The sequence below is a fragment of the Georhizobium profundi genome (assembly GCF_003952725.1).
Taxonomy (GTDB): Bacteria; Pseudomonadota; Alphaproteobacteria; order Rhizobiales; family Rhizobiaceae; genus Georhizobium; species Georhizobium profundi.
This window is the reverse complement of sequence record NZ_CP032509.1, coordinates 1571875-1592608: the sequence shown is the minus strand read 5'-3', so window position 1 is coordinate 1592608 and position 20734 is coordinate 1571875. Positions and strand designations below refer to the sequence as shown.

Annotated in this window: 19 protein-coding genes; 5 read left to right on the top strand and 14 right to left on the bottom strand. The window is 61.3% G+C overall.

What is annotated here, in order from left to right; translation table 11 throughout:
* Positions 1-106 precede the first annotated feature (106 nt).
* The gene (gene putA / locus D5400_RS07395) at positions 107-3226 is read right to left on the bottom strand and encodes a bifunctional proline dehydrogenase/L-glutamate gamma-semialdehyde dehydrogenase PutA (RefSeq protein WP_126009095.1); all 3120 of its coding nucleotides are present in this window, start codon (positions 3224-3226) and stop codon (positions 107-109) included.
* Positions 3227-3339: 113 nt separating this feature from the next.
* Between putA and D5400_RS07390 the strand changes: the two genes are divergently transcribed.
* A complete protein-coding gene (locus D5400_RS07390; RefSeq protein WP_126009093.1) occupies positions 3340-3801 on the top strand; it encodes an Lrp/AsnC ligand binding domain-containing protein in 462 nt (153 codons plus the stop codon).
* On the opposite strand, the gene D5400_RS07385 is transcribed toward D5400_RS07390, so the two are convergent.
* The 3 genes from D5400_RS07385 to D5400_RS07375 form a co-directional block, all read right to left on the bottom strand.
* Positions 3773-4585: a hypothetical protein gene (locus D5400_RS07385; RefSeq protein WP_126009091.1), complete on the bottom strand. Its 813-nt coding sequence runs from the start codon at positions 4583-4585 to the stop codon at positions 3773-3775. The genes D5400_RS07390 and D5400_RS07385 overlap by 29 nt on opposite strands.
* Before the next feature lie 65 nt (positions 4586-4650).
* On the bottom strand, positions 4651-5037 hold the full coding sequence (locus D5400_RS07380; RefSeq protein WP_126009089.1) for a c-type cytochrome: 387 nt from the start codon (positions 5035-5037) through the stop codon (positions 4651-4653).
* 82 nt (positions 5038-5119) lie between these two features.
* Positions 5120-5722, bottom strand: coding sequence for a thymidine kinase (locus D5400_RS07375; RefSeq protein WP_126009087.1), 603 nt, complete (start codon positions 5720-5722; stop codon positions 5120-5122).
* A 132-nt stretch (positions 5723-5854) separates the two neighbouring features.
* On the opposite strand from D5400_RS07375, the gene D5400_RS07370 reads away from it, so the two are divergent.
* Positions 5855-6631 carry a HugZ family pyridoxamine 5'-phosphate oxidase gene (locus D5400_RS07370; protein WP_245451474.1) on the top strand — a complete coding sequence of 259 codons (777 nt, stop codon included), beginning with the start codon at positions 5855-5857 and terminating at the stop codon, positions 6629-6631.
* Between the two features lie 171 nt (positions 6632-6802).
* Positions 6803-7090 (top strand): ArsR/SmtB family transcription factor, encoded by a 288-nt coding sequence (locus D5400_RS07365; protein WP_245451531.1) that lies wholly within the window; start codon positions 6803-6805, stop codon positions 7088-7090.
* A 24-nt stretch (positions 7091-7114) separates the two neighbouring features.
* Here D5400_RS07365 and rirA read toward each other — a convergent pair whose 3' ends face one another.
* Complete coding sequence (gene rirA / locus D5400_RS07360) at positions 7115-7576, bottom strand: iron-responsive transcriptional regulator RirA (RefSeq protein ID WP_126009085.1); 462 nt, start codon at positions 7574-7576, stop codon at positions 7115-7117.
* A 139-nt stretch (positions 7577-7715) separates the two neighbouring features.
* Positions 7716-9344, bottom strand: a complete 1629-nt coding sequence (locus tag D5400_RS07355) for an alpha-D-glucose phosphate-specific phosphoglucomutase (protein WP_126009083.1) — start codon at positions 9342-9344, stop codon at positions 7716-7718.
* A 141-nt stretch (positions 9345-9485) separates the two neighbouring features.
* On the opposite strand from D5400_RS07355, the gene D5400_RS07350 reads away from it, so the two are divergent.
* Together D5400_RS07350 and D5400_RS07345 are read left to right on the top strand one after the other, a co-directional pair.
* On the top strand, positions 9486-10193 hold the full coding sequence (locus tag D5400_RS07350; RefSeq protein ID WP_126009081.1) for an SDR family oxidoreductase: 708 nt from the start codon (positions 9486-9488) through the stop codon (positions 10191-10193).
* Positions 10194-10326: 133 nt separating this feature from the next.
* Positions 10327-12429 (top strand): putative bifunctional diguanylate cyclase/phosphodiesterase, encoded by a 2103-nt coding sequence (locus D5400_RS07345; protein ID WP_126009079.1) that lies wholly within the window; start codon positions 10327-10329, stop codon positions 12427-12429.
* 149 nt (positions 12430-12578) lie between these two features.
* On the opposite strand, the gene D5400_RS07340 is transcribed toward D5400_RS07345, so the two are convergent.
* The 8 genes from D5400_RS07340 to D5400_RS07305 all read right to left on the bottom strand — a co-directional run bounded on the left by D5400_RS07340 (position 12579) and on the right by D5400_RS07305 (position 20721).
* On the bottom strand, positions 12579-12926 hold the full coding sequence (locus D5400_RS07340) for a hypothetical protein (protein WP_126009077.1): 348 nt from the start codon (positions 12924-12926) through the stop codon (positions 12579-12581).
* 58 nt (positions 12927-12984) lie between these two features.
* Entirely contained in the window at positions 12985-14481 is a 1497-nt protein-coding gene (gene glpK, locus D5400_RS07335; RefSeq protein ID WP_126009075.1) for a glycerol kinase GlpK, read from the bottom strand.
* A gap of 77 nt (positions 14482-14558) precedes the next feature.
* On the bottom strand, positions 14559-16388 hold the full coding sequence (locus D5400_RS07330) for an ABC transporter substrate-binding protein (RefSeq protein WP_126009074.1): 1830 nt from the start codon (positions 16386-16388) through the stop codon (positions 14559-14561).
* A gap of 73 nt (positions 16389-16461) precedes the next feature.
* Positions 16462-16743, bottom strand: coding sequence for a DUF2160 domain-containing protein (locus D5400_RS07325; protein ID WP_126009072.1), 282 nt, complete (start codon positions 16741-16743; stop codon positions 16462-16464).
* Positions 16744-16760: 17 nt separating this feature from the next.
* Complete coding sequence (locus tag D5400_RS07320; RefSeq protein ID WP_126012907.1) at positions 16761-17579, bottom strand: carbohydrate ABC transporter permease; 819 nt, start codon at positions 17577-17579, stop codon at positions 16761-16763.
* 112 nt (positions 17580-17691) lie between these two features.
* Positions 17692-18561 (bottom strand): carbohydrate ABC transporter permease, encoded by an 870-nt coding sequence (locus D5400_RS07315; protein ID WP_126009070.1) that lies wholly within the window; start codon positions 18559-18561, stop codon positions 17692-17694.
* 2 nt (positions 18562-18563) lie between these two features.
* On the bottom strand, positions 18564-19628 hold the full coding sequence (locus D5400_RS07310) for an ABC transporter ATP-binding protein (protein ID WP_126009068.1): 1065 nt from the start codon (positions 19626-19628) through the stop codon (positions 18564-18566).
* Between the two features lie 10 nt (positions 19629-19638).
* The gene (locus D5400_RS07305) at positions 19639-20721 is read right to left on the bottom strand and encodes an ABC transporter ATP-binding protein (protein ID WP_126009066.1); all 1083 of its coding nucleotides are present in this window, start codon (positions 20719-20721) and stop codon (positions 19639-19641) included.
* Positions 20722-20734: the final 13 nt, after the last annotated feature.

Here is a 20734-nt window from a genome sequence, read left to right as displayed (position 1 = left end):
CTGCCGTTCACCGCAGCTTGACGCGCCCACGGTGCTACGCGGATACGCCATCGCGCAAGATGGCGCATCACTTATTCAGCGGCCAGGCATGGAACCGAGCAGCGGCTCAGCCGTCCCCCATGGCGATCAGGCTTGCATTGCCGCCGGCGGCAGCGGTGTTGATCGACACCACCTGCTCTTGCGCAAAGCGGGTCAGATAGTGTGGTCCACCGGCCTTGAAACCGGTGCCGGACAGCCCGGAGCCGCCGAAAGGCTGGGTGCCGACCACGGCCCCGATCATGTTGCGATTGACGTAGACATTGCCGACATCGAGGCGATCGATGATGCGCGAGACTGTGGCATCGACGCGGGAATGGATGCCGAGCGTCAGCCCGTAGCCCGACGCCGCGATGCTTTCCACGACCTGGTCCAGATCCTTCGCCCGGTAGCGAACCACGTGAAGAACGGGTCCGAAGATTTCACGATCCAGCCGGTCTGCTCGGTCGAGCTCCACAATGTGCGGCGCGAAGAACGTTCCGGTTTCGGGTGCCTTGCCGGTCGCACGAACGGCGTGGCTTTTCCGCATGGACGTGATGTGGGTCTCCAGCATCTCCTTTTGCGCATGGTCGATCACGGGGCCGATGTCGGTCGAGGGATCCATCGGATCGCCGATCTTCAGGGCGCTTGCCGCACCCTCGATCATGTCCATCATGCGGTCGGCGACGTCGTTCTGGAGAAAGAGCAACCGCAGCGCCGAGCACCGCTGGCCGGCCGAACGGAACGCCGACATGACCACGTCGTCCGCCACCTGCTCAGGAAGCGCGGTGGCATCGACAATCATCGCGTTGAGACCACCGGTTTCGGCGATCAGCGGAACGATCGGACCGTCCTTTTCGGCAAGCGTGCGGTTGATCGCACGCGCCGTGTCCGTCGATCCGGTGAAGGCGACACCCGCGATTGCAGGATGCGCCGTCAACGCCGCGCCCACATCTCCGGCTCCGGGCAGGTAGATCAGCACATCCTTCGGCACACCGGCTTCGTGGAGAAGCTGCACCGCGCGATAGGCAATTAGCGGCGTCTGCTCGGCCGGCTTGGCGATGACCGCGTTGCCGGCGGCAAGCGCTGCCGTCACTTGCCCCAGGAAGATCGCCAGCGGAAAATTCCAGGGACTGATCGCCGCAAAAACGCCACGCCCGCGCCAGCCATAGTGATTGTCCTCGCCGGTCGGTCCCGGCATCCGCTCTTTCGTGGCAAAACGCTTTCGGGACTGCGCCGCATAATATCGGCAGAAGTCAACAGCCTCCCGGATCTCCGCCAACCCGTCATCGAGGGTCTTGCCAGCCTCGAGCGCCAGAAGCGCCATCAGTGCATCGCGGTGTTTTTCCAGAAGGTCTGCTGCGCGCTCCAGCGTCGCGGCCCGATCTTGGACCGGGGTGCGCGACCAGCGGGCGAAGCCGGCACGCGCCGCCGTCATCGCCTTGTCGACGTCCGCAGCCGTTGCGAACACCACAGAGCCGACCTCGCGTCCGGGATCGGCAGGAGCCAGAACGGGTTGGGCCTTTCCGGATGCGGCAAGACCCGGATTGAGCGGCTGGGCGTTCACAGTTGCAGTTGCACGGGCCAGACCGGCAACCAATTGGTCCAGATCGGCGCGATAGCCGAATTCGAGGCCGCCGCTGTTTCGGCGGTTCCCATAGAGCTTGGCAGGCAGCGGGATCTTCTCGTGACGGGCCGAATGCCCTTTGTCGAGGGCGAGGTGGTTTTGCGGCCTGACGAGAAGCTTGGCGACCGGGATCTTCGCATCGCCTGCCACGGCAACGAACGACGAGTTCGCCCCATTTTCCAGAAGACGGCGCACCAGATAGGCAAGCAGATCCCGATAGCCGCCGACCGGCGCATAGATGCGGCAGGGCACACGCTCGTTGCTCTTGGCAAGATCGGCATAGACCGCCTCCCCCATGCCGTGCAGGCGCTGAAATTCGAAGCCCGAGCGGTCGCTACCGGCCATTTCAAGGATCGTCGCGATCGTCAGGGCATTGTGGGTCGCGAACTGCGGGTAGAGATGGGCTCGCCGGTCGAGCATCTTGCGGGCACAGGCGAGATAGGAAACATCCGTGGCCGGCTTGCGCGTAAAGACCGGATAGTCAGGAAGTCCCCGCTCCTGCGCCCGCTTGATCTCGGTGTCCCAATAGGCGCCCTTGACGAGCCGAACCATCATCCGCCGGCCAAGCTTCCGGCACAGCATATCGATATGCTCGATCACCATCGGCGCCCGCTTCTGGTAGGCCTGGATCGCCAAACCGAAGCCGTCCCAATCCGCCAGCGACGGATCGGCAAAGACCGCATCGATTACATCGAGCGACAGTTCGAGGCGGTCCGCTTCTTCGGCATCGATCGTGAAATTGAGGTCATGTGCTTTCGCGCGCTGGGCAAGACGCAGCACGTCCGGCACCAACTCCTTGAGCACCTGATCCCGATGGGTCGCCAGATAGCGCGGATGAAGCGCGGACAGCTTGACCGAGATGCCCATACGCTCGGGCAGACGTCGTTCTTTGCCGCTTTTGGCCTGCACCTTGCCGATCGCCTCTATCGCCTCGGCATAGGAGCGCCAATAGCGCGCCGCATCGTCAGCCGTGCGCGCGCCCTCCCCAAGCATGTCGAAGGAATGCCGATAGCCTTTCGCCTCGTTGCGCGCTGCACGCGACAGCGCATCCTCGATCGTTTCGCCGAGCACGAAATGATGCCCGAGAAACCGCATCGCCTGCCGCGTTGCGGTTCTGACCGTCGGCATGCCGAGCCGCCGAACGAGGCCCTGCATCACGCCTTCGGGCGTGTCGCCGGGCTTCAGGACACGCGCAGACAGACCGAGCGCCCAGGCGGAGGCCGAAACAAACCAGGTCTCGCCATGCGCCTCGTGCTCGCTCCAGCCGCCCTCGCGCAGCTTGTCTTCGATGAGCTTGTCCTGTGTCGCCGCATCCGGCACGCGCAACAGCGCTTCCGCGAGCACCATCATCGCAAGGCCTTCGCGCGTGGAGAGCCCGTATTCACGTAGGAAATCCTCGACCCCGCCCATTGAACCGGCTTCCGATCGGATCGCATTGATCAGCCGGGTCGCCCGCTGATCGATCGCGCGGTCCTGCGCCTGATCCATAGCGATCAGGCCCAGATGGCCGCGGATGATCGTGTCGTCGTCGCCCCCGTAGGGTGCATCAAATCGCAAGGTGGAGAGGCGCGGCGCAGCAGTCATCAGGGATCTCCGAAAATCTGCTGCGATCCTAGCAAAGCCGCAACCGCATTATCCGCTATATTTTGTCGGTGACTTGGTGGATATCTCCAACGTTCGGCGCTATTGCTGTCCACATGAAGGATCTTGATCGAATCGACCGGAAGATATTGCGGTCACTCCAGCTGGACGGTCGACTGACCAACACGGAACTCGCCGACCGGATAGCGCTGTCGCCGACGGCGACGGCCGAGCGGGTCAAACGGCTGACACGCGAAGGCTATATCGAAGGATACGGCGCGCGCCTCTCCCCAGCAAAGCTTGGACGTACGTTACTGGTTTTCGTCGAGGTGAAGCTCGATCGGACGACGCCCGACGTGTTCGATGCCTTCGCCAAGGCAGTCAAGACGAGCGACGATGTCATGGAATGCCATATGGTGGCGGGCGGCTTCGACTATCTCGTCAAGGCACGCGTCGCGGGCATGGACGCGTACCGCACTTTCCTCTCCGATGTGATCCTGTCCCTGCCGGGCGTCAGGGAAACGCACACCTACGCCGTCATGGAAGAGGTCAAAACGACCGGGCATCTTCCCGTTTAAGCCCGGTGGCCGGCGGCGCCATTAACGCCGAAAGAAGCTCGCCTGCCTTCTGCCGACGGCTCTCGATGTCCCTCGCCGACAACAACTGCTGCTGGTGCAGTTCCAGAACCTCGCCAAGATATCCGCGCGGCTCCTTGAAGGCTGCGCGACCCGACGCGGCATGGATGAGAACGCCGCGCTCCAATTCCAGGCGCGCCAGTGCCGCCATGGCATCGACGATCCGCAGATCGTGCAAAAGCACGCCGATTGCAGCCTCGGCGTTGCTGATGGCGTAGGACACGGCATCCACCCGAGGGTCAAAGCTGCTTCCGGCACACGCAGCCGCCCGAATGGCCGCGACGGATCGCATCGCGGCTTCCGATTGCGCTTCGGTCAGTGTCACCCGATGCGCGACGGCGTCGCGATGCTCATCGAGAAGATCGATCAACCGAGCCAAGCCATGGAGATCGGCTGCGAGCTTTTCGCCCATCTCCGCGTCACCCGGTTGCGGTAACCGTGACAAACGCAGGGTGTTTCGTCTCGGCGAACGATCGGCTCCGTTGCCAGCCTCACCCACGGCACTGCCGAGGCGCTGCAAAAGCATTGAGGCATGATGGTGCATGGCTGCAACCGCCGCATTCAGCGTACGGACGCGGTCTCCGAGCGCTGGCTGCTCCCCGGCGCTTCCCGGATTGCGGGAAACCGCTGCGACGATGCCATCCGCCTCATGAACGACGTGCAAGGTAAGCGATCGAAGCGACAGCAGCGCTTCGATCGATTGATCATTCGGAGAAGGAGCGGGCATCGGCAATCATCTCGCCTTCTAGACGCGTCGATGACCGATACCGAAAAAAGCGGCTGACCGAAATACTATTCGGCAGCGGCAGGATCGGAGAGATAGGCGATCAGATTGGCAAGCGCAGCCTCATCCTTCACACCGGCAAATGCCATGCGCGTGCCCTGGACCACACCGCGCGGATCGGCGAGATAGGTTGCAAGCGTCGCATCGTCCCATACCTTGGCGCCATCTTCGGAATAGGCGCGCATTGCGTCGGAGTAGTTGAAGCCTTCGATCGAAGCGACGGGACGACCGACGATACCGACCAGATGAGGACCTACGCGATTCTGCTCCTGATCAACGACATGGCAGGCCATGCACTGACGGAAAGTGGCCTTACCGGCGGCAGCATCCTGAGCGGAAGCGACCGAAGTCAGTGCGAGTACGGAAAAACCTGCGGCAAGCAAATAACGAACCATATCTCTCTCCCATCACGACTGTCGTGAGACATAAGAGACATAACGTCGCGGCTGAGAACGGCAAGTCCCCCGAGCTAAAGAACTATCCCCGGTCGGGCCGTCGCCCGGTCTTCTCCATCCAGTGTTCCCTGCAGTAGGGCACGTATTTGTCGTTGCCGCCGACATCGATCTGGGCGCCCTCGCTCAGCGCCTTGCCCTCTGCATCGACCCGGACCACCATGGTCGCCTTCTTTCCGCAAAAGCAGATTGTCCGAATTTCTCTCAGACTGTCGGCGATGGCGAGAAGTGCCTTGGAGCCAGGGAAGAGCTCGCCACGGAAATCGGTTCTCAGCCCGTAGGTCATCACCGGCACGTTCAGCCGGTCGACGACGCGCGCGAGTTGCCACACTTGAGCCTCGCTGAGAAACTGGGCCTCGTCGACGAAGACGCAGGCCAGCCGGCCATCACTCTCCTGTTCTATCTCGCGCTCCACGACGCCATAGAGGTCATCGGCCTCCGTGAAGGTCAGCGCGTCCGATCCGAGACCGATCCTGGAAGCGATGCGCCCATGGCCAGCCCGGTCGTCGAGGGCTGCGGTCAGCAGCAGGGTCCGCATCCCCCGTTCCTCGTAATTGTAGGACGCCTGCAGCAGCAAGGTCGACTTGCCGGCATTCATGGAAGCATAATGAAAATAGAGTTTGGCCAAGACGAACGTCCACTGGTTCGGTTCGATACGCACTCTATCTGACTGTTGCCGGCCGGTGTTACCAGTGCTGACCCGGCAGACCCGCAGGCCATCAACAGCTTGAGGACGATCAAGGGGAGTTCAAAAAACCGCATGTCCGAGGAAATGCGCAAGCCGGAAGCAGCCAAGACGATCCGCGAAACGGACGAGTTCGCGCGGACGGAAGCGGACCGTCTGATCCGCGGCTCACGGCATGCGGCGCTCTCGGTTCTCGAACCAATGACGGGTCACCCCATTGTCAGCCGAACGCTCGTTGCAACCGATGGTGTCGGCAGACCGATCATCCTCGTCTCGGCCTTGTCGAGCCACACCAAGGCGCTTCTTGCCGATGCGCGGGCCGGCCTTCTTTTCGGCGAGCCTGGCAAGGGAGATCCGCTGGCGCATCCCCGCATCTCCTTGAAATGCCGCGCCGAGCACATCACGCGCGACTCAGCCGAACGTCCAGCCTTGAGGCGTCGTTTTCTTACACGTCATCCGAAGGCTGAGCTCTATATCGATTTTCCCGATTTCAGCTTCTTCCGGCTGCTCCCCCTCTCCGCGAGCCTAAACGGCGGTTTTGGCAAGGCTTACGAGCTTTCCGGCGACGATCTCGATATCGCTTCCCCCGCCGCGTCGGCATTGGCCGACATGGAGGAAGGCGCCATCGCCCATATGAATGCCGACCATTCCGACGCGATCGATCTCTACGCCGCACATCTTGCTGGCGAAAAAGATAGCGGCTGGCGCATCTGCGGCATCGATCCCGCAGGCTTCGAGATTCAGCGTGGCGATCAATTGCGCCGCATCCGCTTCCCGAAGTCCCTTGGTGATGCGGGAGATCTTCGCAAGGCTCTTGCCGAGCTCGCAAAAAGTGCAAGAGCAAACGATTAAATTCGAATGCCTTTAACCTATGCTGGAACTAGGCCCATCAAAGTCCGTTATTGGGGCATGATGAGCACGAAAACCCACAAGAACACGTCAAACGGCCCCTCATCGTCCTTGAAATCCGACGCCGAGGCGCTGAAGTTGAAATCCGACGAGGCAGCAGACCTGCTTTCGGCGATGTCCAATGCAAAACGCCTTCTGATTCTCTGCAATCTCATCGAAGGTGAAATGCCCGTTGGACAGCTGGCCGAGACGGTGGGTCTAAGCCAATCGGCGCTGTCGCAGCATCTGGCCAAATTGCGCGCCCGCAAGCTGGTCAGCACCAGGCGAGACGCACAGACGATCTATTACTCGATCGCCTCGGAGAGCGTCTATCGGGTGCTGGAAACGATCGGAGATATCTTCCTGTCCAGCCGGCCAGCGCGCCTGGCCCAGGTGACAGCCAAACCAGCGACGGTCGGCTGATACTCAGCCGGCCAACCTTTAAACTCACTGAACGGCGACCGCCTCGCCCTGCATCATGTTGAGCAGCATCCGCATTTGCGGCCGGTTCTGCACCAGATCGGCAATGGTGTAGTCCTGCAGAACGGCGAAAAAGGCGTTCAGCGCCTTGTAAAGTGCCGAATTCAGCGCGCAGGATTCAACGAGCGGGCATTCAGCCGCGTCGTTTTCGAAACATTCCGCCATCGCGAAGTTATCTTCGGTAACCCGCACGACGTCATAGAGCGTGATGTCCGATGCAAGACGCGCGAGACGCACGCCGCCCTTGCGCCCGCGTACGGTTTCCATCAGCCCGGCTTCGACCAGCGGCTGCAGAATCTTGAACAGGAACAGTTCAGATACGCCGTACGCCTTGGCGATTTCCGAAACACGGCTCAAGCTGCCTTCGTCTGCCGATGCACAATACATCAGCATGCGAACGGCGTAGTTGGTCTGTTTGGTCAGGCGCATCGGGTGTCAGATCCGTCCAAGTGAATCGGCAATGGAACATTAGAATAATTCCAGAGTATGGCTTTTCCTAGCATGCCGGAGGTGGGCCGGTCCAGCGTCTGGACCACCCCACCATTCAGTCATGCAGGTCTTTTGCCCGTCAGGTGATCACATCTGCGGATACACGACCCGTCCGGGCCGAAATCTCGGCAATTTCGTCCGCCGCCGTCACGAGGTCAGCCAGAGCATCATTGGTCTGCATGGAGAGATTGCCGTCGTTCGGCTCATAGCGCTCCAGATATACGCGGAGAGTGGCGCCGGTCGTGCCGGTGCCTGAAAGCCGATAAACGATCCGCGCACCGTCATCGAAGAAGACGCGAATGCCCTGCTTGGCGCTCGACGATCCATCAACCTGATCATGATAGGCAAAATCGTCCGCCGCTCTTATCGTCCGATTGCCGAAAGTTCGCCCGACAAGCGACGGCAGCCTTTCGCGCAGTGCTGCGACCATGTCATCAGCCGTTGCCGTGTCCAGCGCCTCGTAATCGTGCCGGGCATAGTAGTTGCGTCCGAAGGTTGCCCAATGATCGCGCGCGATCTCGGCCACCGACTGGCGCCGTACGGCAAGCACGTTCAGCCATAGCAGAACGGCCCAAAGCCCGTCCTTTTCACGCACATGATCCGATCCAGTTCCGGCACTCTCCTCGCCGCAGATCGTCACCTTGCCGGCATCCAGCAGATTGCCGAAGAATTTCCAGCCTGTCGGCGTCTCGAAGCATGGCAGGCCACGCGCTTCGGCTACGCGGTCTGCTGCCTGGCTCGTCGGCATCGACCGTGCAATGCCGGCAATGCCCTTGGCATAGCCGGGTGCGAGATGCGCATTCGCGGCAAGCATGGCAAGCGAATCTGATGGCGTGACGTACATGCCCTTGCCGATGATCAGGTTGCGGTCTCCGTCGCCATCGGACGCGGCGCCAAAATCGGGCCCGTCCTCGGCCATCATCGCGGCATAGAGCTCCTTGGCATGCACGAGATTGGGGTCTGGATGATGCCCGCCGAAATCGGGCAGCGGCGTGGTGTTCATCATCGCTGCCGGATCGGCGCCGAGCCGCTTCACGAAGATCTCTTCCGCATAAGGGCCGGTGACGGCGCTCATCGCGTCGAACTGCATGCGGAAGCCTGACGCGAAAAGATCGCGAATGGCCGCAAAATCGAACAGCGTCTCCATCAGATCGGCGTAGTCGGCGACTGGGTCGATGATTTCGACCACACCACCGGCGACGTCGACCCTGCCGATGCGCGAGAGGTCGACCTGCGGGATGTCCATCGTCTTGTAGCGATCGATCACCAGGCTGCGCTCGTAAATCGCGCCGGTCACCGTCTCTGAGGCCGGTCCGCCATTGGCACCATTGTACTTGATGCCGAAGTCTTCATTCGGGCCGCCCGGATTGTGGCTGGCCGACAGGATGATGCCACCGAAGGCCTTGTATTTGCGGATGACATTGGATGCCGCAGGCGTAGACAGGATGCCGTTTTGCCCGATCAGGATGCGGCCAAACCCGTTGGCGAGCGCCATCCGGATCGCAGTCTGAATGACATCCTCATTATAGAACCGGCCGTCTCCGCCAACGACCAGGGTCTTGCCCTCATAGCCTTCCTGCGCATCGAAGATGGATTGCAGGAAGTTCTCCACATAGCCACGCTTCTGGAATTCCGGGACCTTCTTGCGAAGCCCCGACGTACCGGGCTTCTGATCACGGAAAGGCGTGGTCTCAACAGTTTCGATCATGTCGGGGAAACTCGCTTGATGAATGTGGTCGGTCCGCGACGCGAGCATAGTCGAGCCGCTGCCATGCGCCAATTCGATGATTAGGACGCATTCTGCGCGAGGGGAATGGACATCCCGTGGCCGCGTTCCATTTCATGCCTCATGATCCTCACATCTTTTGAAACAGGCGGTCGCGCCATCGTGATCGGCACCGGCGGCATCGGCACGGCGCTCGCTCACGCACTCGAAGCAAGTTCCGCATTTGCCGACGTCATGCTCATCGGACGGCGCACCGATCCGGCATTGGTACTGGAGGACGAGGAGAGCATCGCTGGGTCGGCAAAGGCCGTCGCCCAGGGTGATGGGGCAATCCGCCTCGTCATCGATGCCACAGGCTTTCTCCACGATGACAAGCACAGGCCGGAAAAGGCTTTGCGCGAGCTTGAGCCCCCGCACATGGCAAAGGCATTCGCGCTCAATGCCATCGGCCCGGCCCTCATCATGAAGCATTATCTGCCGCTGCTGCCGCGAGAGGGAAAAGCCGTCTTCGCGACGCTGTCCGCCCGGGTCGGCAGCATCGGCGACAATGCGCTCGGCGGTTGGTATTCTTATCGCGCATCGAAAGCTGCGCTGAACCAGTTCACGCGGACCGCGGCGATCGAGCTGAGGCGCACCCGGCCTCATGCCATATGCTGCGCATTGCATCCCGGCACGGTGGCAACCGACCTGTCTGCACCGTTCTCCAAGCAGGGCCTGTCGATCCAGCAGCCCCATGAGGCGGCCGAAAATCTTCTGATGGTCATCGATCGTCTCCAAAATGAAGACAATGCAGGCTTTTTCGATCACAAAGGGCTTCCAATTACTTGGTAGCGCAACGATCAATTAATCACATCTTACTGTTTCACCGCATCTCATCTCACATGCTGCGAGAACATAAGCGCTATTTGTAATTTGGTGTGAATTTAGGGGCTATGCGGAGTGTCTACCTAAGAGGCACCGTCGCATGGTCAAAGTTCTCTCCTGCCTGGTTATCGATCACGATCTTCGCTTCGTGCTTTTGGCAGCTCTCATCTGCCTCGCAGGATGCATGATTGCCATCCGGCTGTTTTCGCGTGTTCGTCGCTCGGAGGGTGGCAGGCGCTATGCCTGGCTGTTTCTGGCGAGCTTCCTGGCCGGAGCGACGATCTGGACGACCCATTTTACCGCGATGATGGGCTTCGACCCCGGCGTGCCACACGGCTACGAGCCGCAGTCGACCTTTCTCTCGCTGCTGATCGGCGTCGCAGCGACCTTCGGTGGCTTTTTCATCACGGCGCTCGGACGCGAGACATACCTCGCGGAAGCGGGTGGAGCGATCCTGGGCCTCGGCGTTGGCGCCATGCACTATTCCGGCGTCAAGGCTTATCAACTTCAGGGATCCATTGCCTGGGACGACAACCTCGTCATCGCCTCGCTGGTGATCGGTGCCCTATTCGGCGCGCTTTCCATGAACCGCGCCGTGCGTCCGGTCACGCGCTTCTGCCGCTATGGCAGTGTCGCAGCATTGATCCTGGCAATTTGCGGCACCCACTTCACCGCCATGGGCGCGATGACGGTCATCCCCGATGCCGGCGCGTTCCGCCCAGAAATGCTGATCCCTCAATCGATCCTGGCGTTTGGCGTCGTCTCTATCATGGTGCTGGTGCTCGCGACGGGCGCCGCCATTCACTTCATCGACGTGCAAACGCAGAACGAAGCTGTCGATCGTTATCGCCACCTTGCTCTCCATGACCCGCTGACGAGCCTGCCGAACCGCGCCTACCTCAACTCCAAGCTCGAAAGTCTGACAGACGACAGGGCTGTTGACGCGGCGCGCACCGCCTTCTTCGCCTTCGACCTCGACCGTTTCAAGCTCGTCAACGATGTGCACGGCCATGCCGCTGGTGACGTGCTCCTGCGAGAACTGGCAGCCCGCATCCAGCGCATGATGAAGCCCGGTGAGTTCCTGGCCCGAGTAGGCGGCGATGAATTCGTGGCGGTCAAGTCGGGCATCTACACAAAGGCCGAAGCGAGCCAGTTCGCCGATGCGATCGTCGCTGCGGTCTGCGAGCCCTTCCCCTATGACGAGCACCTGCTCTCGATCGGGGCGAGCATCGGCATCAGCATCTTCCCGATCGATGGCCAGAAGCCGGAAGAATTGCTGACCAAGGCCGATCTGGCCATGTATCGCGCCAAGTCGATCGATGGGCCATCCGTGTGCTTCTACGACAAGTCCATGGACGAGGGCCAGCGCTCGCGGCGCGCGCTTGCCGTCAGTCTTCGACAGGCTGTGGCGAAGGGAGAGCTTGAGCTCTACTATCAGCCACAGAACGATGCCGCGACGCGCCAGCTTGTCGGGTTTGAGGCCCTGCTGCGGTGGAACCACCCGGAACGTGGCATGGTGTCACCAGGCGAGTTCATCCCGATTGCCGAGGAATCGGGCCTGATCTGCGAAATTGGCGAATGGGTGCTGCGCGAGGCCTGCCGTGAGGCATCGACCTGGGCTCAGCCCTACCGCATTGCCGTCAATGTCGCGCCGTTGCAGTTAGCTCAGACCAACCTGCCGACAATTGTCCACGAGGCACTTTTGAACTCCGGTCTCGGCGCTTCGCGACTGGAGCTCGAGATCACGGAAACGGGCATCATCGAGGATCAGACCCGCGCGCTTCACGTCATCCGACAGCTGAAGAGCCTTGGCGTGCGGATCGCCATGGATGACTACGGCACAGGCTACTCGTCCCTCGCGACGCTTAAGAACTTCCCGTTCGACAAGATTAAGATCGATCGGTCCTTCGTCGATGGCGTCAATACGGATCGACAGGCCGCAGCCATCGTGCGCGCGACGATCATTCTCGGATCGAGCCTCGACATTCCGGTGCTTGCCGAGGGCGTCGAATCAGAGGAACACCTCGCCTTCCTCAACGCCGAAGGCTGCCACGAGGTCCAGGGCTTCTATTTCGGACGCCCCCTCGCCAAGAAGGCGCTCGACGTCATGCTGGCGGAGAACGCTCCCAAGGCGGAGCAGTTGGTCATCGACCTGCCGGAAGCGATCATTCCCGCCAAGCCTCTCCGGCAGAAGGTCGCCTGAGGCATCCCGATTTCAGGACAATAAAAAACCGGCTCTGGGGGGAGAGCCGGTTTTTATGGTTGCCTTGAGGTTCGGGGCGGGCATCAAGGCAATGTAAGCGTCGGACAGGGCGTTTCGGGGGGTGGGAAAAGAACCCGTCGTTGTGAACGCTACGACCCAATAACATTCGACCCGATTTTCGGTTCCGCGCTCGATCGATTTTTTTTGCAGATAATTTCGAGCTTGGCGATTTCGCCTTCGATCGTGTCGATGGTCCGGCGTGTCTCGGGGGTTTCCGGGTCCGCAGCGACGATGCTTGTCAGCGCACAGTGCCACTCCCGCAGCAATGCCAGCCTGTATTCCGGCTCGATCGCGTCTGCCGAACCGATCCCTATACTTCCTTCAATACCCGCCCGGTCCACAACTGCAACCTCCCCAGCAACACCATCCACCGGTTGTATATTGCAGTGTGAGCCATGCGGCAAAGCAAAGCGAAGCAAGTTTCCTTTGTTGTTCACAGCGAGATGCCGTGAACGTTAAGAAAGTCGAAAAACAATCTTTTGAAAAAGGCCCGCGCTAGGGCTTGGAGAGCGTTCTTGAAACAGCATCGTCCCAGCCGGCGATTTTCTCCTGGCGGGTCTCGGCGCTCATTTTCGGCTCGAAGCGGCGATCGCGCTCCCAATCTTCCGCAAAGCCCGTCCGATCCGGCCAGATCCCGGCCTGGGAGCCGGCAAGCCACGCCGCGCCAAGCGCCGTCGTTTCCAGGATCCGCGGCCGATCGACTGGTGCATCCAGAATGTCGGCAAGGCATTGCATCGTCCAATCGGACGCCACCATGCCACCATCGACGCGCAGCACCGTATCCCCATTGGCGCCGGACCAGTCGCGGTGCATGGCGTTGAGAAGATCGCGGGTCTGGAAACAGACCGACTCCAGCGCAGCGCGCGCCAGCTCTGCCGGGCCCGTGCTGCGGGTCAGGCCGAAGATCGCGCCGCGGGCATTTGCGTCCCAATGCGGCGCACCAAGTCCGGTAAAGGCCGGCACGAGATAGACCGCCTGTTCCTGATCCGATTTGTCCGCGAGCGCCCCGCTCTCCGAGGCGTCCTTCAATATCTTCAGGCCATCGCGCAGCCATTGGACAGCCGCCCCGGCAACGAAGATCGAGCCCTCAAGCGCGTAGGTCGTCTCACCGTCAAGGCGATAGGCGATCGTCGTCAACAGGCGGTTGTTCGATGCAACGCGATCCGCGCCGGTGTTCAGCAGCGCGAAACACCCCGTTCCGTAAGTCGATTTGAACATGCCCGGCTTAAAGCAGGCCTGGCCGATCGTGGCCGCCTGCTGATCGCCGGCCACACCGAGGATGGGGATCGCAGCACCGAGGACGCTCTTGTCCGTGACGCCGAACTCGCCCGAGCAATCACGGATCTCCGCAAGCGCCTGGGCTGGGATGTTCAGAAGAGACAGAAGCTCCTCGTCCCAACTCACCGTATCGATATTGCTGAGAAGCGTGCGCGAGGCGTTGGTCGCGTCGGTCACGAAGGACTGGCCACCCGTCAGGCGCCAGATGAGAAACGTGTCGATGGTGCCGAAGCACAATTCGCCCTTGTCGGCGCGGGCGCGCGCATCGGGAACATGATCGAGGATCCAGGCCAGCTTCGTGCCGGAAAAATACGGGTCGAGCAGCAGCCCCGTCCGTTCCGTGACCATCGGCTCATGCCCGGCATCGCGCAGCTCGGCGCAAAGCGCAGCGGTGCGTCGGTCCTGCCAGACGATCGCGTTGTGAATTGGCTTGCCCGTCGCCCGGTCCCAGACGACAACCGTCTCGCGTTGATTGGTGATGCCGATGGCTGCGACGTCGCCGGCTTCGAGGCCTGCCTTCTCCAGCGCCGATCGAACGGACCAGATCACGCTCTCCCAGATGTCTTCCGGGTCGTGCTCGACCCAGCCGGAGTGTGGGAAATGCTGCGGAAATTCCTTTTGGCCCACGGCAACGATGCGACGCGCCTCGTCAAAGAGGATCGCACGGCTCGATGTCGTGCCCTGATCGATCGCGAGGATGTGCTTCGCTGTCATGAATTCGTCCATTCGTGCCTATGCGCATAAACGGAAGCCGGGGATGAACCCCGGCCCCCTTGCTCGTTGAAGAACGATCAGTTCTGCTGGCCTTCAGCTTCGCTTTCGGCAGGAGCATCGGCTTCTGCCGGTGCTGCTTCCTCTTCCATGGCTCCAGCATCGGCCGGTGCCGATGCATCAGCGGCCTGCCAGCTCTGGATCAGCTCGTCATAGGTGATCGTCTGGGGCTCTTCGTCCTCGTTTTCCTTCTTGAGCTGCGGCGCGATCGTGCCGTTGGCCTGCGCCTGCTCGTTCCAGTACTCGAGGCTCTCTTCCTCGTTCAGAACCGGACCCAGGTCGCCCTGGATGCCCGAACGCTGAATGCGCTCCATCACAGCTTCCTGCTCGGCACAGAGCTGGTCCATGGCCTCCTGCGCGGTCTTCTCACCGGAAGACGCATCGCCGATCGCCTGCCACCACAGCTGTGCGAGACGCGGATAGTCCGGCACGTTGGTGCCCGTCGGCGACCACTGAACGCGGGCCGGCGAACGGTAGAACTCGACGAGGCCGCCGAGTTCAGGCGCACGCTCCGTGAAGCTCTCATGCTGGATGGTGGATTCGCGGATGAAGGTCAGGCCGACATGGCTCTTCTTCACATCCACGGTCTTCGACGCAATGAACTGGCCATAGAGCCAGGCCGCCTGGGCACGATCGACCGGGGTCGATTCCATCAGCGTGTAAGCGCCGGCATCCTGATAGCCGAGCTTCATGCCTTCCTGCCAGTAGACGCCATGCGGGCTGGGCGCCATGCGCCACTTCGGCGTGCCGTCTTCGTTGAGGACTGCGGAAGCACCTTCGCCAACCATGTCTGCGGTGAAGGCGGTGTACCAGAAGATCTGCTGAGCGATGTTGCCCTGAGCCGGAACCGGGCCGGATTCAGAGAAGTTCATGCCCTGGGCTTCCGGCGGTGCGTAGGCTGCCAGCCAATCGAGATACTTCTGAATGGCATAGACCGAAGCCGGGCCGTTGGTGTCGCCGCCGCGAGCGACGCACGAGCCGACCGGCTGCGAGTTCTCGTTGACGCGGATACCCCATTCGTCGACCGGAAGACCGTTCGGCAGGCCTTTGTCGCCGTTGCCGGCCATCGAAAGCCAGGCATCGGTGAAGCGCCAGCCGAGCGAAGGATCGCGGCGGCCATAGTCCATGTGACCGTACATCGACGTGCCGTCGATTTCTTTGCCGGTGAAGAACTCGGCAATGTCTTCATAGGCCGCCCAGTTGATCGGCACGCCGAGCTCGTAGCCATACTCGGCTTCAAACTCAGCCATGATCTCCGGATCGGTGAACAGGTCGTAGCGGAACCAGTAGAGGTTCGCGAACTGCTGAACCGGAAGCTGATAGACCTTGTCGTCCGGGCCGGTCGTGAACGAGATGCCGACGAAATCTTCCAGATCGAGGTTCGGGTTGGTGAAGTCGGCACCCTCGCCTGCCATCCAGTCGGTCAGGTTGCGGACCTGCTGGTAGCGCCAGTGGGTGCCGATCAGATCGGAGTCGTTGACATAGGCGTCGTAGAGGTTTTCGCCGGTCTGCATCTGCGACTGCAGACGTTCCACGACGTCGCCTTCGCCGATGAGATCGTGCGTGACGCGAATGCCGGTGATCGCGGTGAAGGCCGGAGCCAGAACCTGGCTTTCATACTCGTGCGTCGTGATGGTTTCCGAAACGACGCGGATCTCCATGCCGGAAAGCGGTTCCGCCGCATCGATGAACCACTGCATTTCGGCTTCCTGTTCCTCGCGCGAAAGCGACGACATGTCGCCGATCTCGGCATCGAGGAAGGCTCGGGCTGCTTCCATGTCGGCATGGGCGACGCCCATTCCGCAAAGCAGCGCAAGCGCCGTGGTCGTTGAGAACAGTTGCTTTCGCATGAGGTTCCTCCCTTTGAGTGCGATTGCAGTTTGCCGTCCGAAAGCCGCCTTGAGGGCGGCCCGTTGCCTCTCCCTAGACGAAGCGGAACACGCCGATCGCGTAGACCACCGATAGGGCTAGAGCCCACCACAGATTGGGACCGACGAGCCCCAGCCATGCGAGATGAATGAATGCCGAGCCGAGCAGCGACAGAAACAGCCGGTCGCCGCGCGTCGTCTCGAAGCGCAGGATGCCGACCCGAGGATTGCCGCCCGGCGAGAAATATTCCCACACGCCCATCCCGAGCAGCAGTGTCAGAATGCTGAGGAAGAACAGCGCCGTCGGCGTCGTCCAGGCCATCCATGAGAAATCCATATCCGGTCTCCTCTTCTTCAGACGCGGCCGAGGGCAAAGCCCTTGGCGATATAGTTGCGCACGAAATAGATGACGAGCGCACCGGGAATGATGGTCAACACGCCCGCCGCTGCCAGCACGCCCCAGTCAAGGCCCGACGCCGAAACGGTGCGCGTCATCGTTGCGGCGATCGGCTTCGCTTCGGTCGTGGTCAGCGTGCGGGCAAGCAGCAGTTCGACCCATGAGAACATGAAGCAGAAGAATGCAGCGACGCCGATGCCGGATGCGATCAGCGGCATGAAGATCTTCACGAAGAAACGCGGGAACGAATAGCCGTCGATATAGGCCGTCTCGTCGATCTCCTTCGGTACGCCCGACATGAACCCTTCGAGGATCCAGACTGCCAGCGGCACGTTGAACAGGCAGTGCGCAAGCGCCACCGCGATGTGCGTGTCGATGAGGCCGAAGGACGAATAGAGCTGCAGGAACGGCAGCGCGAAGACGGCCGGCGGCGCCATGCGGTTGGTGAGAAGCCAGAAGAACAGATGCTTGTCGCCGAGAAACTTGTAGCGCGAGAACGCATAGGCCGCAGGAAGAGCCACACCCACCGAGATGATCGTGTTCAGCGTCACGTAGATGATCGAGTTGATATAGCCCGAGTACCAGGCCGGATCGGTGAAGATCACCATGTAGTTGCGCAGCGTCGGGTTCTGTGGCCACAGCGAGAACGAACCAAGGATCTCGGTGTTCGTCTTGAAGCTCATGTTGACGAGCCAGTAGATCGGCAACATCAGGAACACGATGTAGAGCGTCGGAACGAGCCACCAGAAGCGCGATTCCCGCCCCCTTCGGCGCATCTTGCGCGCCACTGCCTCGCTTTGGCCGAGCGCCTCGTGGTGCGAAGACGCCGTTTCCCTCAGCATGGTCGTCGTGGTGGTTGCCATGGCACTTGCCTCCCGTTCGGCCATCTCAGCGGTCCGCCGTGTCGTAGTTCGTCATGACGGTGTAGAAGACCCATGATAGCGCCAGGATGATTAGGAAGTAGACGATGGACATGGCGGCAGCCGGTCCGAGGTCGAACTGCCCGATCGCCATCTTCACGAGATCGATCGACAGGAAGTTGGTGGCACTGCCCGGTCCACCGCCGGTGACGACGAACGGCTCGGTGTAGATCATGAAGCTGTCCATGAAGCGCAGCAGCACGGCGATCAGAAGTACGCGATTCATCTTCGGCAGCTGGATGTAGCGGAAGACGGACCAGCGCGACGCGCCGTCGATCTTCGCCGCCTGATAATAGGCGTCCGGGATCGAGACGAGACCGGCATAGCAGAGCAGCACGACGAGCGACGTCCAGTGCCACACATCCATGACCACGACCGTGATCCAGGCATGCCAGGGATCGGTGGCGTAGTTATAGGAGATGCCGAGCGTGCGCAGCGTGTAGCCGAGCAGACCGATATCGCCACGGCCGAAGACCTGCCAGATCGTGCCGACCACGTTCCACGGAATGAGAAGAGGCAGCGCCATCAAGACGAGGCAGATCGGTACGCCGATGCCTTTGCGCGGCATGTTCAGCGCCACGAAGATGCCGAGCGGGATCTGGATGGCCAGGATTACCAGCGAGAAGCTGAGGCTGCGGATCAGCGCGCCATGGAAGCGGCTCGATGTCAGAACCTGCTCGAACCATTCTGTGCCGGCCCAAAAGAAGACGTTGTTTCCGAACGTGTCCTGCACCGAATAGTTGACCACTGTCATCAGCGGGATGACGGCGGAGAAGGCAACCAGAACCAGAACCGGCAGAACGAGGAACCATGCCTTGTTGTTATAGGTCTTTTCCATGATCAGCCCCTCGTCTCGACGCGCCGGGAGTCGGCATAGAGATTGATGCCTTCGGGCACGAAGGTGACCCGCGGGTCCGCCGGAATGTCGCCATCCTCCGGCACCACCACCGCGATGTCGTGGTCGGCGAGTTGCGCCCGCACGATGCGGTGCCGGCCGATATCCTCGACTTTCGAGATCGAGATCGGCATGCCTTCGCGGCCGAGCGTGACGAATTCCGGCCGGATGCCGAGCTCCATCTTGCCCGGCATGGGCGTTGCGCCAGGAATGTCGATCACATGTTCGCCGAGGCGCGCACGCCCTTGGTCGAGCTTGATCGGCACGATGTTCATGCCCGGCGAACCGATGAAATAACCGACGAAGGTGTGGGCAGGCCTGCGGAACAACTCGTCCGGCGTGCCGATCTGAACGATCTCGCCCTCATACATGACGACGACCTTGTCGGCGAAGGTGAGCGCCTCGGTCTGGTCGTGCGTCACATAAACCATCGTGAAGCCGAAGCGGCGGTGCAGCTTCTTCAATTCCGACCGCAGCACCCATTTCAGATGCGGATCGATGACCGTCAGCGGCTCGTCGAAGAGAATGGCGTTTACGTCCCGCCGCACCAGCCCGCGACCGAGCGAAATCTTCTGCTTTTGGTCGGCGGTCAGGCCCCGCGCCCGCTTGTTGGCGCGGTCGGAAAGATCGAGCATTTCCAGCGTTTCGGTGACGCGCTTCTTCACGTCCGCTTCCGGCAAGCCGCGATTGCGCAGCGGAAAGGCGAGATTGTCGAAGACCGTCATCGTGTCGTAGACGACCGGGAACTGGAACACCTGGGCGATGTTGCGTTCCTCGGTCGACAGGTTCGTCACATCCGCGCCGTTGAACCGGATCTGGCCCTCTGAGGGCTTCAAAAGACCCGAAATGATGTTGAGGAGCGTGGTCTTGCCGCAACCGGAAGGGCCGAGCAGCGCATAGGCGCCGCCGTCGCTCCACTGGTGGTGCACCTCTTTCAGCGCGTAATCGTCGGCCGATTGCGGATTGGCCATGTAGGCGTGACGGATATGGTCGAGTTCGATGCGTGCCATCGGTTTCTCCTCAAGCCGCAAGCGACGATGGCGCCACGGCCCGTCGGCCCTGCGCGTCGAAGACCAGGATGTGGCGCGGATCGATATAGGCTTCGACCATCGCGTCCGGTTCGAACTCGTGGATGCCGTGGACCAGCGCCACCCATTTCTGGCCGGCGAAATCGAGATGGATGAAGCTTTCCGAACCGGTGATCTCCGTGACCGTCACCCGCGCCTTGATAGGCGCATGATCTTCGCCCAAACGCTCGAGGCGCAATTGATGCGGGTGGAAGGCCATGCGGTACGGACCGTCGGCAAGCGATGCGATTGCGCCTTGCGCCGGCACGCTGGCCTCGCCTTCCATCACGAAGCGCCCGTTGCGCTTGACCACGTCGATCGCATTCAATGGTGGGTCGGCGAAGGTTTCGGCCGTCAGGATATCGGCTGGCTCCCGGTAGACGTCGATTGTCGGGCCGAATTGCGTGACGCGCCCTTCGCTCAGCGTTGCCGTGTTGCCGCCAAGCAGCAGCGCTTCACTGGGTTCGGTTGTCGCATAAACGAAGATCGCGCCGCTTTCCGCAAAGATGCGTGGCAATTCGAGACGCAGTTCCTCGCGCAGCTTGTAGTCGAGATTGGCGAGCGGCTCGTCGAGCAACACCAGACCGGCATTCTTCACGATGGCGCGCGCCAGCGCAGTGCGCTGCTGCTGCCCGCCGGACAGATTGAGCGGTGTGCGCTTGAGCATCGGCGTGAGCTTCAGCAGTTCGGCGGCTTTTCGCACTTCCCGGTCGATCGTTGCCTTGTCGACGCCGGCGACCCGCATGGGCGAGGCAATGTTCTCGTAGACCGTCAGCGCCGGGTAATTGATGAACTGCTGGTAGACCATCGCGACATCGCGCTTCTGCACGGAAACGCCGGTCACATCCTTGCCGCGGAAAAACACCTGACCCGAAGTCGGCCGGTCGAGACCCGCCATCAGCCGCATCAGGCTCGTCTTGCCGGACAGCGTCGGCCCGAGCAGAACGTTCAGCGTTCCCGGCTCCAGCGTCAGGTTGATGTCGCTGATATGCGTCTCGGCACCCACCATCTTGGTGACGCCCTTGAGCTCCAGCATGTGTCCTCCTCCC

Bases quoted from the DNA above. Each gene is read 5' to 3' on its own strand.
- putA (WP_126009095.1), bottom strand. From the start codon at position 3,226: ATGACTGCTGCGCCGCGCCTCTCCACCTTGCGATTTGATGCACCCTAC.
- D5400_RS07390 (WP_126009093.1), top strand. From the start codon at position 3,340: ATGAAGGATCTTGATCGAATCGACCGGAAGATATTGCGGTCACTCCAG.
- D5400_RS07385 (WP_126009091.1), bottom strand. From the start codon at position 4,585: ATGCCCGCTCCTTCTCCGAATGATCAATCGATCGAAGCGCTGCTGTCG.
- D5400_RS07380 (WP_126009089.1), bottom strand. From the start codon at position 5,037: ATGGTTCGTTATTTGCTTGCCGCAGGTTTTTCCGTACTCGCACTGACT.
- D5400_RS07370 (WP_245451474.1), top strand. From the start codon at position 5,855: ATGTCCGAGGAAATGCGCAAGCCGGAAGCAGCCAAGACGATCCGCGAA.
- D5400_RS07365 (WP_245451531.1), top strand. From the start codon at position 6,803: ATGTCCAATGCAAAACGCCTTCTGATTCTCTGCAATCTCATCGAAGGT.
- rirA (WP_126009085.1), bottom strand. From the start codon at position 7,576: ATGCGCCTGACCAAACAGACCAACTACGCCGTTCGCATGCTGATGTAT.
- D5400_RS07355 (WP_126009083.1), bottom strand. From the start codon at position 9,344: ATGATCGAAACTGTTGAGACCACGCCTTTCCGTGATCAGAAGCCCGGT.
- D5400_RS07350 (WP_126009081.1), top strand. From the start codon at position 9,486: ATGATCCTCACATCTTTTGAAACAGGCGGTCGCGCCATCGTGATCGGC.
- D5400_RS07345 (WP_126009079.1), top strand. From the start codon at position 10,327: ATGGTCAAAGTTCTCTCCTGCCTGGTTATCGATCACGATCTTCGCTTC.
- glpK (WP_126009075.1), bottom strand. From the start codon at position 14,481: ATGACAGCGAAGCACATCCTCGCGATCGATCAGGGCACGACATCGAGC.
- D5400_RS07330 (WP_126009074.1), bottom strand. From the start codon at position 16,388: ATGCGAAAGCAACTGTTCTCAACGACCACGGCGCTTGCGCTGCTTTGC.
- D5400_RS07325 (WP_126009072.1), bottom strand. From the start codon at position 16,743: ATGGATTTCTCATGGATGGCCTGGACGACGCCGACGGCGCTGTTCTTC.
- D5400_RS07320 (WP_126012907.1), bottom strand. From the start codon at position 17,579: ATGCGCCGAAGGGGGCGGGAATCGCGCTTCTGGTGGCTCGTTCCGACG.
- D5400_RS07315 (WP_126009070.1), bottom strand. From the start codon at position 18,561: ATGGAAAAGACCTATAACAACAAGGCATGGTTCCTCGTTCTGCCGGTT.
- D5400_RS07310 (WP_126009068.1), bottom strand. From the start codon at position 19,628: ATGGCACGCATCGAACTCGACCATATCCGTCACGCCTACATGGCCAAT.
- D5400_RS07305 (WP_126009066.1), bottom strand. From the start codon at position 20,721: ATGCTGGAGCTCAAGGGCGTCACCAAGATGGTGGGTGCCGAGACGCAT.